Raw genomic sequence first — 13,142 nt, 5'->3', positions numbered from 1 at the left:
GGATGCAACGGCGGCTCGACAGGATACCTGACGCCCGGATCGGCGATGTTCCAGGTAGACGGGTTACGAACCGCGCGCGACGAGGGCGTCGCGGCCGAGATCCCGCAGGGAGGCGTCCAGCACCTGCGCGGTGTGCGCGACCGCGATGCCGGCGCCGCGGCGGCGCAGCGCTGTGGCGATCTGCATCGAGCAGCCGGGGTTGGCGGCGACCAGTAGTTCGGCTCCGGTGGCGTCCACGTTCACCGCCTTGCGGTCGCCGAGTTCTCCGGCGGCCTCCGGCTGGAACAGGTTATATGTTCCGGCGGAGCCGCAGCAGATGTCCGGTTCGGCGATCTCCCGCACCGTGAGCCCGGGAATCGCGGCCAGCAGCGCCCGGGGCTGGCTGCGCACGCCCTGGGCGTGGGCGAGGTGGCAGGCGTCGTGGTAGGCGACGGTGACCGGAAGTGGCCCGCGCTCCGCGCGTGGCCCGAGTTCCACGAGGTACTCGGCGAGGTCCCGCGTCTTCGCCGACAGCGCCTCGGCGCGCGCCGCCCAGCCGGGGTCGTCCGCGAGCAGTGCCCGGTACTCCTTCATGGCCGACCCGCAGCCCGCCGAGTTCACCACGATGACGTCGACGGACTCGAACGTCTCGACCGTCCGGCGGGCGAAGGCGCGGGCCTCGTCCGCCCGCCCCGCGTGCATGGACAGCGCCCCGCAGCAGCCCTGGCCGCGGGGGATCACCACGTCGCAGCCCTCCATGGCCAGCACGCGGGCCGTGGCGGCGTTGACGCCGGGGAAGAACTCGCCCTGCACGCAGCCCGTCAGCATCCCGACGGTGGCGCGGCGCCCGCCGCGCGCCGCGACCCGCTCGGGCAGCCTCGGCGCCTTCCCCAGGGGCGGCGCGAGCCGTTCCATCGCGGCGATGGACGGCGAGAGGCGCTCAAGAATCCCGCTGCGCCGTACGAGGCGCTCCAGACCCGACTTCTGGTACGCGCGCAGAGGGCCGCGCAGGGCCCGGAGCCTCCGCTTGTACGGGAACAGCTGGAAGACCATCTCCCGTATGACCCGCTCCTTGAGCGGACGCGGATGCTCGCTCTCCACCTGCTCGCGGGTGGTCTCGATGAGACGGTCGTACTGGACGCCGGACGGGCAGGACGTCACGCAGGCCATGCATCCGAGGCAGCGGTCGAAATGCTCCGCCATGGGCCCGCTGATCGGCGCGCCCTCCACGTGCTGCTGCATGAGGTGGATGCGGCCTCTGGGAGAGTCCATCTCCTCGCCCCACAGCACGTACGTCGGGCACGTGGGCAAGCAGAAACCGCAATGGACGCAGTCGTTCAGCAGATTCGGGAGGTCGTCCTGGGCGCTCATCAAATGCCTCCCACAAAGCGGCCGGGGGACAGCCTGCGATCCGGATCGAACTGGTCTTTCACACGCCGCATCAGCGCGAGCGCCGGAACCGGCCCCCACAGGTCGATCTCGCCGCGCACCTCTTCGGGGGTGTAGCGGACGACGGCGTGGCCCCTGTGCGGGGCCAGGGCGCTCCTCAGACGGCCGAGGAGGTCGGCCACGTCGTCCGGTGCCAGCTCCGGGGACAGCGCCACGTGGCCGTGCCCGCTTCCGCTCCACGTGATGGGGACGTCGGGTCCGAGCAGGGTGAGGACGTCCCGCAGAGCGGGCGGTGGCGCGCTGATGTCGATGAGGGTGGTCCCGTCGGGGTAGCGGCCCCAGCCTTCCGGTGCGGTCTCGGAGATCCCGGCGTTCTCACCGAGGAGTTCCAGGGTCTGCCCAGCGCGCGCGGCGACGCCCTCCGGCACGCCTTCCAGGAGCACCGCCACCGTTCCCGGGCCGATGTACTCGACCGCGCTGGGCGCGACGGGGGAGTGGAGGACGCTCTGGACGGCGTCGTGCGCGTCCTCCGGCCCGGCCACGGCGCACGTCACGAACGCGGACGCCGCCGGGATCGGATGCAGGCGGAACGTGGCCTCCACGATCAGGCCCAGGGTGCCGTACGAGCCGGAGAAGAGCCGGCCCAGGTCGTACCCGGCGACGTTCTTGACGACCTTGCCGCCCGACCGTGCGACCTGGCCGTCCGCCCGGACGATCGTGAGCCCGATGACCAGATTCCGCGGCGTCCCGTACATCGTGCGGAGCGGCCCCGCCGCGCCCGTCGCGATCGTCCCGCCGACCGTGGAACCGGGCAGGGGCACGTCAAGGGCGAGGCGCTGGCCGTGCTCCGCGAGCCGTTCGCCGAGGACGTCCATCGGCAGCCCCGCCTCCGCCTTCGCGACGAGGTCGCCGGCGGTGTGCTCCAGGAGCCCGTCCAGCCGGTGGGTGTCGACCAGCAGATCGCAGCGTTCCGGCGGCCTGCCCCAGTCCAGGCGGGTCTCGGCCCCGCGCGGGACGATGGCGAGGCCCCTCTCGGCGGCGACGCGCATGACGTCGGCGGCCTCGGCCAGATCCTTGGGCGCGGCGACCAGCGCGGGCTCGACGCCCAGCACGCCTTCCGCGGCCTCGCCGGGCCGTACGTCGGCGCAGACCTTCGCCAGGGCGTCCAGGGGCCGCATCAGAAGATGTCCGCCTTTCCCTCGTACGGGTGGGGCCCCTTGCGCTTTCCGGGCACCTCGCCGCACAGCCGCGGCGTGGGGAAGACCTTGCCCGGGTTGCACAGCCCCGCCGGGTCGAACCCGCAGCGGACCATCTGCATCGTGTCCAGGTCGGTGTCGGTGAACATGCGCGGCATGTACCGGGACTTGTCGACGCCCACGCCGTGCTCGCCCGTGATGGAGCCGCCGTGCTGGATGCACAGGTCGAGGATCGCGCCCGACACCGTCTCGGCGCGCTCCTCGGCGCCCGGCTCGGCATCGTCGAACAGCACCAGCGGATGCAGATTCCCGTCTCCGGCGTGGAACACGTTCGCGACCCGCACGCCCGACTCGGCCGACAGCGTGTCGATGCTGGCCAGCACCTCCGGCAGGACCGTCCGCGGGATGACGCCGTCCTGGACGAGGTAGGCGGGGCTGATCCGCCCGACCGCCGCGAACGCCGACTTGCGGCCCTTCCAGATCAGCGCGCGCTCCTCGTCGCCCGCGGCGATCCGGATCTCGAACGCGCCCGCGTCCCGGCACAGCCGCTCGACCTCGGTGAACTGCGCCGCGACCTCGGCGTCCGGGCCGTCCAGCTCCACGATCAGCACCGACCCGGCGCCCGCCGGGTACTCGCAGCGCACCGCCGCCTCCGCCGCCTCGATCGCGAGGGCGTCCATCATCTCGATCGCCGCCGGGACGACGCCCGCCCCGATGATCGCCGACACGGCCGTGCCGCCCGCCTCGATCGAGTCGAACGCCGCGAGCAGCGTCTGCACCGTCTCCGGGACCCGCGTCAGCCGCACCGTGATCTTCGTGGTGATGCCGAGCGTGCCCTCCGCGCCGACGAACACGCCGAGCAGGTCGTAGCCGGGCGCGTCCGCCGACAGTTCGACGAGGTCGCCGTCCGGCGTCACGACCTCGCAGGACAGCACGTGGTGCGCGGTGAACCCGTACTTCAGGCAGTGCGCGCCGCCGGAGTTCTCCGCCACGTTCCCGCCGACCGAGCAGATCTGCTGGCTGGACGGATCGGGCGCGAAGTAGTACCCGTGCGGGCGGACGGCCCGCGTCACGTCCAGGTTGATCACGCCGGGCTCCACCACGGCCCGCTGGCCGGGGATGTCGATCTCCAGGATCCGGCGCATCCGGGACGTGACGATCAGCACGCCGTCCGCGCGGGGGAGCGCCCCGCCCGACAGCCCCGTCCCGGACCCGCGCGCCACGTACGGCACGCCGGCCGCCGCGCACTCCCGCACGATCGCCGCGACCTGCTCGGCGGTGTCGGGCAGCACCACGATCCCGGGCGTCGACCGGTGGTTGGTCAGCCCGTCGCACTCGTACGTGCGCAGCCGCACCGGATCGGTGATCACCCGGTCCGGCCCGAGCAGCGCCGCCAGCCGGGCCTCGAGCGCCGTGAGCATCGTCTCCATCCTCTCCACGATCCCCCGCCCGCCGACCCGCCGCAAGATCCCGGTGGATCAGGGGAAGGTCTGGTAGGCCGGGGTGGTCAGGAACTCGGAGTACTCATCGGCCAGGGTGACCTCCTTGAAGAGGGCCACGGCCTGGTTGTAGCGGGGCTCGTTGTACGCCTGGCCCAGCTCCTCGCGGATCTTGGCCAGCTCCTCGTCCAGCAGCTGCTCCACCCACTCCTTGGTGATCTTCTGGCCCTCGGCGGTGGAGACGCCGTTGTAGATCCACTGCCACACCTGGGAGCGGGAGATCTCGGCGGTGGCCGCGTCCTCCATCAGGTTGTGGATGGCGACGGCGCCCGCGCCGTCCAGCCAGGTGGCGAGGTAGCGCAGCGCGACGTCGACGTTGCCGCGCAGGCCGGCCTCGGTGATCTCGCCCGGGGTGTCCTTGACGTTGAGCAGGTCGGCGGCGGAGACGTGCACGTCCTCGCGCAGCCGGTCGCGCTGGTTCGGCTTGTCGCCGAGGACGCCGTCGAACACCTCGCGGCAGACGGGGACGAGGTCGGGGTGCGCGACCCAGGAGCCGTCGAAGCCGTCGCCGGACTCGCGGGTCTTGTCGGCGCGGACCTTCTCCAGCGCGACCTTGTTGACCTCCTCGTCCCGGCGGGACGGGATGAACGCCGCCATGCCGCCGATGGCGTGCGCGCCGCGCTTGTGGCACGTCCGGACGAGCAGCTCGGTGTAGGCGCGCATGAACGGCGCGGTCATCGTGATCGCGTTGCGCTCGGGCAGGACGAAGTCGGCGCCGCGGTCGCGGAACTTCTTGATGACGGAGAAGAGGTAGTCCCAGCGGCCGGCGTTCAGGCCCGCGGAGTGGTCGCGCAGCTCGTAGAGGATCTCCTCCATCTCGAACGCGGCCGGAATCGTCTCGATCAGCACGGTCGCGCGGATGGTGCCGCGCGGGATCTCCAGGGCGTCCTGGGCGAGGTTGAACGCGTCGTTCCAGAGCCGCGCCTCGAGGTGGCTCTCCATCTTCGGCAGGTAGAAGTACGGGCCCTTGCCCTTGGCCAGCTGGCGGCGGGCCGAGTGGAAGAAGTAGAGGCCGAAGTCGAACAGCGATCCGGACATGGGCTCGCCGTCGACGAGGAGGTGCTTCTCCTCCATGTGCCAGCCGCGCGGCCGGACGACGATGGTGGCGAGCTCCTCGTCGGCCTTGAGCGCGTAGGTCTTGCCGCTCTTGGCGTCGGTGAAGTCGATGGTGCGGTCGAGGGCGTCGCGCAGGTTGAGCTGGCCCTCGATCATGTTGGTCCACAGCGGGGTGTTGGCGTCCTCGAAGTCGGCCAGCCACACCTTCGCGCCCGAGTTCAGCGCGTTGATCGTCATCTTGCGGTCGGTCGGGCCGGTGATCTCGACGCGGCGGTCCACCAGGCCGGGCGCGGGCTCGGCGACGCGCCACGCGTCGTCGTTGCGGACGCCCGCGGTCTCGGGCAGGAAGTCCAGCGTCCCGCCCGCGGACAGCTTGCGCTGCCGCTCCGCGCGGGCCTCCAGCAGCTCCTTGCGGCGGGCGCCCAGCTCGCGCTGGAGGGCGGCGAGCAGGCCGAGCGCCTCGGGGGTCAGGATCTCCTCGTACCGATCGCCGAGGGGTCCGGTGACCTCGATGCCTTCCAGTCCAGCCATCTGCCTGCCCTTCCGTGCGTATTTCGTATGGCGAAAGTCAACTTCTGTTACGTGGAGAACGGTACTCGGCGGTGCGAGGACCGGTCAAAGCGGGTGGCCCCTGCCACATGTCCCCGCGCGCGCTTGCGTCAACCCGCTTGCGTCAACCCAGGCGCGCTTACGTCCGTCCAGGACGGAAACCATGGAGATAACCGCGTGACCACCGGGGAGGCGCGTGAGACGATCGCCGGGAAGATACGGCCGCGAAGCGGCGTTCTACTGAGGACATATGACTCAACCTTTCTCTGCAGACCGGATCCAGGACGACTTCGAGACCGAGTACGAGCCCCTGACGGGCGAACTCGACCTGGAGGACCGGAGGGCCCTGCGCCGCGTCGCGGGCCTGTCCACCGAACTGACCGACGTCACCGAGGTCGAGTACCGCGCCCTGCGGCTGGAGCGGGTCGTCCTCGTGGGCGTCTGGACGGAGGGAACGGCCGAGGCGGCCGAGAACTCCCTGCGCGAGCTGGCGCTGCTCGCCGAGACCGCGGGCTCCGAGGTGCTCGAAGGGCTCGTCCAGCGCCGGTCCCGCCCCGACCCGGCCACCTACATCGGCTCCGGCAAGGCCGCCGAGCTGCGCGACGTCGTCATCTCCACCGGCGCCGACACCGTCATCTGCGACGGCGAGCTGGCCCCGAGCCAGCTGCGGCACCTGGAGGAGACCGTCCAGGTCAAGGTCATCGACCGGACCGCGCTGATCCTCGACATCTTCGCCCAGCACGCCAAGAGCCGCGAGGGCAAGGCCCAGGTCGAGCTGGCGCAGCTCAACTACCTGCTGCCGCGCCTGCGCGGCTGGGGCGGCAACCTGTCCCGGCAGGTCGGCGGGCGCGCCGCGGGCGGCGTCGGCATCGGCGGCCGCGGCCCCGGCGAGACCAAGATCGAGCTGGACCGGCGGCGGATCCGCACCCGGATGGCCAAGCTGCGCCGGCAGATCGCCGAGATGTCCAAGGCGCGCGACACCAAGCGCGGCGAGCGGCGGCGTAAGGCCGTGCCCGCCGTCGCCATCGCCGGCTACACCAACGCGGGCAAGTCGTCCCTGCTCAACCGGCTCACCGGCGCCGGGGTGCTGGTCGAGGACGCGCTGTTCGCCACCCTCGACCCGACCGTCCGGCGCGCCGAGACGCCCGGGGGGCGCGTCTACACCCTGGCCGACACGGTCGGGTTCGTCCGGCACCTGCCCCACCAGCTCGTCGAGGCGTTCCGCTCGACGCTGGAGGAGGTGACGGACGCGGGGCTGGTCCTGCACGTCGTGGACGGCTCCGACCCCGATCCCGAGGCGCAGATCGACGCCGTCCGCGAGGTGCTGCGCGAGATCGACGCCGACGCGATCCCCGAGATCATCGTCATCAACAAGGCCGACGCGGCCGACGACATCGCGATCGCCCGGCTGCAGCGCCGCGAGCCGCACAGCGTCGTCGTGTCCGCCCGGACCGGGTTCGGCATCGAGGAACTGCGCGCGGCGATCGAGGCCGACCTGCCAGGACTGGAGAGCGAACTCCACGTCCTCGTCCCGTACGAGCGCGGCGACCTCGTCGCGCGGGTGCACGAGAGCGGTGAGGTGCTCAAACAGGAGCACGTCGCCGAGGGCACGCGCCTGCACGCGCGGGTGCCGGCGGGGCTCGCGGGCGAGCTCGCCCTGTACGAGACCGTCTCGCCGACGGTGTGACCGAAACCGCTGGGCCTCCGGGGTTCCCCGGGGGCCCATCTGGTTCCGGGTGGTTGCCAGGGGGCTTTGCGCCTATCCGAAACCGCGTGAAGGATCATCCGGGTCGCCGAACGGTGACAGCTTGTCCAATCCGCTTGACGGTGCGGTTGAAACCCGTACGGTCTTAGCACTAGGGGCGGGATGATGGCTGTCGATGCGGTGCGACCAGAGGTTGTCGGACGGGCCTTCGGTGCACTACCGTGACGAAACCGATATCTCCGGTCTCGTTGCCAGCGGTGGCCGCACGGCCGCCCCACCCTCCACTGGTGAACATGATCGTCGGCACCGGTCGGTGTTTCGGATCGAGAGCAGGTGGCCATGGCAGGTCCGAACACGGGAACGAGGGCGGGCGGCCCGCTCCAGCGCCCTGCGGCGCACGGTTCCGCGCTGAGGCGCGCACGGCTCCACCCAGGTCGGTGACCCTATGACGGTACGGCTGTTGACGAACATCGGCAGGCTCTGGACGGGCACCGACGTCTGCAGCAACGCCGCGGTGCTCATCCACGACGACCGGATCGTCTGGGCCGGGCCCGCGTCCGACCTCCCGCAGAGCGTCCCCGGCATCATCGACGACATCGTCGACGTCGACCACGTCGAGAACCTCGGCGGCGGCCTGGTCACGCCGGGCCTCATCGACGCGCACTCCCACCCGGTCTACGCGGGCAACCGCTGGGCCGAACTCGCCATGCGCACCAGCGGGTCGTCCCACTCCGCCATCGCCGCCGCGGGCGGCGGCGTCAACTCCACCGTGACCGTCACCCGGGGCACCGACCCCTGGACGCTGTGCAACGGCGTCCGCGAACGGCTCCGCCAGTGGATCCTCGCCGGCACCACCACCGTCGAGGCCAAGACCGGCTACCACCTCACCCGCGACGGCGAACTCGCCGACATCCGGATGCTGCGGTCGCTGGAGGGCGAGCCGTCCATGCCGCGCATCCACGCGACGTTCCTCGCCGCGCACATCCTGCCGCCCGAGTTCTTCGGCCGCCGCCGCGACTACATCGAGGCCGTCCGGCTGTGGGCCGGCGACGCCGCCGTGGCCGGCGCCGACTCCATCGACGTCTACTGCGACGAGGGCCACTTCACCGCCGAGGAGGCGCGCGCCCTGCTGCTCACCGGCAAGCGCGCCGGGCTGAAGGCCCGCATGCACGCCTGCGCCAACGAGCGCATCGGCGCCGCGCAGGTCGCGGCCGAGGTCGGCTGCGCGTCCGCCGACCTGCTCACCCAGGCCAACGACGACGACATCAAGGCCCTCGCCCACGCCGGCGTCACCGCCACCGTCTGCCCCGGCAGCTCCCTCAACAGCAGCCGCGCGCCGGCGCCCGTCCGGCAGATGCTCGACCGCGGCGTCACCGTCGCCCTCGGCACCGACCACAACCCGGGCCAGTGCGGCATCACGTCGATGCCGCTCGTCATCGGGCTGTCCGTGGCCATGTTCGGCCTCAGCGTGACCGAGGCCCTGCGCGCCGCCACCCTCGGCGGCGCGGCCGCCCTGCGGGTCGGCGACCGCGGCTCCCTCGCGCCCGGCATGCTCGCCGACATCGTCCTGTGGGACGCCGACCACGAGGGCGCGTTCGCGTGGGCGTTCGGGCTGCGGGCGCTGCGCATCTGGCGCGGCGGCGTGCCCGTCCAGCCCTGACGCGCCCTTCCGGGGGGTAGTGTCCCTGCCATGGGCAGTGGGGTCGCGGTCGTCACCGATTCCACCGCCTACCTCCCGCCGGGGCTCGCCGAGCGGCACGGGCTGACCGTCGTCCCGCTGCAGATCGCCGTCGGTGGCGCCGCCCGCGACGAGGGCGACATCACCACCGCGGAGGCCGCGCAGGCGCTGAAGGAATGGCGCCCCATCACGACGTCCCGTCCGGCGCCGGAACGCTTCGCCCAGGTCTACAAGGCGGTCGCGTCGTCCGGCGCGGCCCACATCGTCTCGGTGCACCTGTCGGCCGCCCTGTCCGGGACGGTGGAGGCCGCACGCCTCGCGGTCCGCGACGCCCCCGTGCCGGTCACCGTCGTCGACAGCGGGACCATCGGGATGGGGCTCGGCTTCGCCGCCCTCTCCGCGGCGGCCACCGCCATGTCGGGCGGCACCGCGGAGTCGTGCGCGGCGGCCGCCGCCCGCCGGGCCGGACTCACCCGGTCCCTCATCTATGTCGACACCCTGGAGCACCTGCGGCGCGGCGGCCGGATCGGCGCCGCGGCCACGCTCCTCGGCTCCGCGCTCATGGTGAAGCCCCTCCTGCACATCGCGGACGGGCGGATAGCGCCGCTGGATAAGGTCCGCACCTCCTCGCGCGCGCTCGCCCGGCTCGAAGAACTCGCCGTCGCCGAGGCCGGTGACCGCCGCGTCGACCTCGGCGTCCAGCACCTCTTCGCCTCGGCCCGCGCCGAGGCCCTCGCGGCCCGCCTCCGCGAGCGCGTCCCGCACGTCGAGGACGTCTACGTGGGCGAGGTGGGCCCGGTGATCGGCGTCCATGTCGGCCCCGGGATGCTCGGCGTGGTGGTGGCTCCGCAACTCTGACGGCGCGGGACCGAGAGTTATCCACAATCGCCGAACCCGCCGCGGCCGTCGCCGCGGGCTCCCTAGCGTCGGATCCCATGAGCCCCGACGCGCAGGACCGCCTGAGCACCCTCATCGGGAGGGTGCGGCCGCCCGGCCCCCCACCCGACGCCCCGCCGTCCGCCCGCCTACGCTCGACGCCCGAACGCTCCCACGTCCGGGCGCTCGTCCTCATCGGGACGGTCGCCGCCCTGGTCGCCGCGGGCTACCTGTGGCTCGCGCGTCCGCGCCCGCAGGCGTCCGCGGCGCCGATGGCGAGCGCCGCGCTCACCGAACCCGGCCCCGCCCCGGCGCCCGTCTCCGCGAGCCCGGCGGCGGGCTCCTCGGTGGTCGTCCACGTCCTCGGCAAGGTGAGGCACCCGGGGGTGATCACGCTGCCGTCCGGCTCCCGGGTCGCCGAGGCCGTCAAGGCCGCCGGCGGCGTCCGCCCCGGAGCCGGGACCGGCACGCTCAACCTCGCCCGCAAGCTCGTGGACGGCGAGCAGATCCCGGTCGGTGTCCCCAGCCCGGCACCTCCGCCGGGAGCGGCCGCCTCCCCGGGCGCCCCCGGGGCGCCCGGGGCGCCCGGCGCTCCGCTCGACCTCAACACCGCCACCGCCGACCAGCTGGACGACCTCCCCGGCGTCGGCCCCGTCCTCGCCCAGCGGATCGTCGCCTACCGCACCCAGCACGGCGGCTTCCGCTCGGTCGAGCAACTCCAGGAGGTCAGCGGCATCGGCGCCCGCCGCTTCGCCGACCTCAGGCCCATGGTCCGCGTGTGACGCACGACATCCGCCTCCTGGCCCCCGCCCTGGCCACCTGGCTGACCGCCGCCACAACCCTGAGCCTGCCCTCCGCGCTCACCTACGGCCTGGCCGCCGCCGCGGCCCTGACGTCCCTCTACCTGCTGACCCGCCCGAACCACCCAGCCGCTGCGGGCGGCGGCACACCACCCCGCAGCCCGTCGTCCTCACGACAACGCTCGGCCGGAGCGGCCGGTAGCGCCCCCATGCGGGATCTGCTGAACCGGGTGCGGGATGGAGGCGGGGGGAGCGGCCGGCGGGTCGTGGCCGGCGTCGTGCTGGCGTGTGCGGCGGCGTCGGCGTGCGGGGTGGCCCTCCGGGTGACGGCCGTCGCCGGCGGGCCGGTACGGGAACTGGCGCGTGCGGAACGGACCGCGACGGCCGAGGCGGTCGTCACCGGGGACCCGCGGGGCAAGCCCCGCCCCGGACGCCAGATGATCATCATCCGGGCGCGTGCCGAGGCGGTGCGGCGCATGAAGGTCCGCGTCCCGGTGCTGCTCATCGCGAGCGACCCCCGCTGGCTCCGGCTCGTACCGAGCCAGCGGGTGCGGCTGCGCGGCCGGTTCGTGCCGCCGAAAGGGCACGGCCTGCTGGCCGCGGTCGTGATCGTCAGGGGGCCGCCCACCGTGCTCGGGCCGCCGTCCACGCTGCAGCGCGCCGCCGAGCACGTCCGCGCGAGCCTGCGGGCGGCGGTCGACCGCCTCCCGCCCGACCGGCGCGGAGTGCTGCCCGGCATGGTCGTCGGCGACACCTCCCGCCTCGATCCCGAACTCGCGGAGGACTTCCGGACCGCCGGGCTCACCCACCTCCTGGTGGTCTCCGGCGCGAACCTGGCGATCGTCGTCGGGGCGGTTCTCGGGCTGTGCCGCCTCGCCGGCCTCGGCCGCCGGCGCGCCCCGCCCGTCGCCGTCCTCGCGGTGCTGGCGTTCGTCATCGTCGCGCGGCCGGAGCCGAGCGTCCTGCGGGCGGCCGTCATGGGCGTGATCGGCATCCTCGCGCTGTTCACGGGCCGGGAGCGGCAGGGGCTGCCCGCGCTCGCCGCCGCCGTCCTGATCCTCGTCCTGATCGATCCCGAACTCGCGCGCTCCTACGGGTTCGCGCTGTCGGTCCTCGCGACGGCCGGGCTGCTGGTCCTGGCACCGCCGTGGCGGGAACGGCTCCGGCGCCGGCTGCCCGGCCCCCTCGCCGACGCCCTCGCCGTCGCGGCCGCCGCGGAGGTCGCCGTGGCCCCGGTACTGGTGATGCTCTCCGGGGAGGTGGGCGTCGTCTCCGTTCTCGCGAACCTGCTGGCCGCGCCCGCCGTCGCCCCCGCCACCCTCCTTGGCGCGCTCGGCGCCGCGACCGCGCTCGTCAGCCTGCCGGTCGCCCGGCTGATCGTGTGGCCCGCGGGCCTTGCCGTCGGCTGGATCATCCGGGTCGCCCGAACGGCCGCCGCGCTGCCGTACGCGACCGTCCCCTGGACCGGAGGTGCCCTCGGCGCCACGGCGCTCCTGGCGGCGGGCGCCGTGGCCGTCCTGATCCTGCGCAGCCGGCGGCTCCGCCTGGTCGCCGCCGCGGCCATGGCCGGTGTCCTGACCGCCGTCGTCGCCATGCGCGCCATGGCCCCCGGCTGGCCGCCGCCCGGATGGCAGATGGTCGCCTGCGACGTGGGTCAGGGCGACGCACTGGTCCTGTCCGCCGGCCCGGGGCAGGCCGTCGTCGTCGACACCGGCCCCGACCCCGCCCCGGTCGACGGCTGCCTCCGCCGCCTCGGAGTGAAGGACGTCCCGCTCCTCGTCTTCACCCACCCCCACGCCGACCACATCAACGGCACCTCGGGCGTCCGGCGCCACCGCACCGTCCACGGGGTCCTGACGACGCCCGCCGCCTCAGGCCGCGAGGCGCGCTACACCACCGGCCTGCGAACCCGCCACGCCGAGCCGGGCCAAGAATGGCGCGTAGGCGACCTGACGCTCTCGATCCTGGCCCCGCCCACCGCCACCCGCGCCCTCACCCCGAAGGACGACGGCACCACGATCAACAACGCGAGCATCGTCCTCGTCGCCCGCAGGCCAGGCTTCAGCGCGCTCCTGGCAGGCGACATCGAAACGGAGGTCCAGCGTGCCCTGGAGGCGGCCGTCCCTCGCGTCCAGGTCCTGAAAGTCCCGCACCACGGCTCCCACACCCAGGAGCCCCGTTTCCTGGCCGCCGCCCGCGCGTCCATCGCCCTGATCTCCGTCGGGGAGCACAACGACTACGGCCACCCCTCGTCCTCGACCCTCGCCCTTCTGCGCAACCTCCACGTTCAAGTCCACCGCACTGACCAGGAAGGGGACATAGCCATAGTCCGTACCAACGCCGGCGTAACGGCCATTACCCGCCACTGAGCGACCCGCGTCCGCACGCTCCGCGCGCTGGACTCAGCCGGTGGTC

9 protein-coding genes are annotated in these 13,142 nt (G+C 73.3%); 5 read left to right on the top strand and 4 right to left on the bottom strand.

Going from position 1 to position 13,142, the window contains the following annotated elements; translation table 11 throughout:
• Positions 1 to 63: 63 nt before the first annotated feature.
• The 4 genes from SM611_RS10145 to aceB are packed head-to-tail and all read right to left on the bottom strand — an operon-like array spanning position 64 to position 5,650.
• On the bottom strand, positions 64 to 1,350 hold the full coding sequence (locus tag SM611_RS10145; protein ID WP_371949003.1) for a (Fe-S)-binding protein: 1,287 nt from the start codon (positions 1,348 to 1,350) through the stop codon (positions 64 to 66).
• Positions 1,350 to 2,546 (bottom strand): FAD-binding oxidoreductase, encoded by a 1,197-nt coding sequence (locus SM611_RS10140; RefSeq protein WP_371949001.1) that lies wholly within the window; start codon positions 2,544 to 2,546, stop codon positions 1,350 to 1,352. The genes SM611_RS10145 and SM611_RS10140 overlap by 1 nt, the downstream gene beginning before the upstream one ends.
• The gene (locus SM611_RS10135; protein ID WP_371948999.1) at positions 2,546 to 3,994 is read right to left on the bottom strand and encodes an FAD-linked oxidase C-terminal domain-containing protein; all 1,449 of its coding nucleotides are present in this window, start codon (positions 3,992 to 3,994) and stop codon (positions 2,546 to 2,548) included. Before SM611_RS10135 ends, SM611_RS10140 begins: the two co-directional genes overlap by 1 nt.
• Positions 3,995 to 4,042: 48 nt before the next feature.
• Entirely contained in the window at positions 4,043 to 5,650 is a 1,608-nt protein-coding gene (gene aceB, locus SM611_RS10130) for a malate synthase A (RefSeq protein ID WP_371948998.1), read from the bottom strand.
• Positions 5,651 to 5,918: 268 nt separating this feature from the next.
• Between aceB and hflX the strand changes: the two genes are divergently transcribed.
• The 5 genes from hflX to SM611_RS10105 all read left to right on the top strand — a co-directional run bounded on the left by hflX (position 5,919) and on the right by SM611_RS10105 (position 13,096).
• Entirely contained in the window at positions 5,919 to 7,355 is a 1,437-nt protein-coding gene (gene hflX / locus SM611_RS10125; RefSeq protein ID WP_371948996.1) for a GTPase HflX, read from the top strand.
• Positions 7,356 to 7,818: 463 nt separating this feature from the next.
• Positions 7,819 to 9,033 carry an imidazolonepropionase gene (gene hutI / locus SM611_RS10120; RefSeq protein ID WP_371948995.1) on the top strand — a complete coding sequence of 405 codons (1,215 nt, stop codon included), beginning with the start codon at positions 7,819 to 7,821 and terminating at the stop codon, positions 9,031 to 9,033.
• 30 nt (positions 9,034 to 9,063) lie between these two features.
• Complete coding sequence (locus SM611_RS10115; RefSeq protein WP_371948994.1) at positions 9,064 to 9,909, top strand: DegV family protein; 846 nt, start codon at positions 9,064 to 9,066, stop codon at positions 9,907 to 9,909.
• Between the two features lie 77 nt (positions 9,910 to 9,986).
• Complete coding sequence (locus tag SM611_RS10110; RefSeq protein WP_371948993.1) at positions 9,987 to 10,709, top strand: helix-hairpin-helix domain-containing protein; 723 nt, start codon at positions 9,987 to 9,989, stop codon at positions 10,707 to 10,709.
• Positions 10,706 to 13,096, top strand: a complete 2,391-nt coding sequence (locus SM611_RS10105; RefSeq protein WP_371948991.1) for a ComEC/Rec2 family competence protein — start codon at positions 10,706 to 10,708, stop codon at positions 13,094 to 13,096. Before SM611_RS10110 ends, SM611_RS10105 begins: the two co-directional genes overlap by 4 nt.
• The last annotated feature ends 46 nt before the right edge of the window (positions 13,097 to 13,142 follow it).

Source organism: Actinomadura monticuli, from assembly GCF_041463655.1.
Taxonomy (GTDB): domain Bacteria; phylum Actinomycetota; class Actinomycetes; order Streptosporangiales; family Streptosporangiaceae; genus Spirillospora; species Spirillospora monticuli.
This window is presented reverse-complemented; position numbering and strand designations above follow the sequence as displayed.

Bases quoted from the DNA above. Each gene is read 5' to 3' on its own strand.
- SM611_RS10145 (WP_371949003.1), bottom strand. From the start codon at position 1,350: ATGAGCGCCCAGGACGACCTCCCGAATCTGCTGAACGACTGCGTCCAT.
- SM611_RS10140 (WP_371949001.1), bottom strand. From the start codon at position 2,546: ATGCGGCCCCTGGACGCCCTGGCGAAGGTCTGCGCCGACGTACGGCCC.
- SM611_RS10135 (WP_371948999.1), bottom strand. From the start codon at position 3,994: ATGGAGACGATGCTCACGGCGCTCGAGGCCCGGCTGGCGGCGCTGCTC.
- aceB (WP_371948998.1), bottom strand. From the start codon at position 5,650: ATGGCTGGACTGGAAGGCATCGAGGTCACCGGACCCCTCGGCGATCGG.
- hflX (WP_371948996.1), top strand. From the start codon at position 5,919: ATGACTCAACCTTTCTCTGCAGACCGGATCCAGGACGACTTCGAGACC.
- hutI (WP_371948995.1), top strand. From the start codon at position 7,819: ATGACGGTACGGCTGTTGACGAACATCGGCAGGCTCTGGACGGGCACC.
- SM611_RS10115 (WP_371948994.1), top strand. From the start codon at position 9,064: ATGGGCAGTGGGGTCGCGGTCGTCACCGATTCCACCGCCTACCTCCCG.
- SM611_RS10110 (WP_371948993.1), top strand. From the start codon at position 9,987: ATGAGCCCCGACGCGCAGGACCGCCTGAGCACCCTCATCGGGAGGGTG.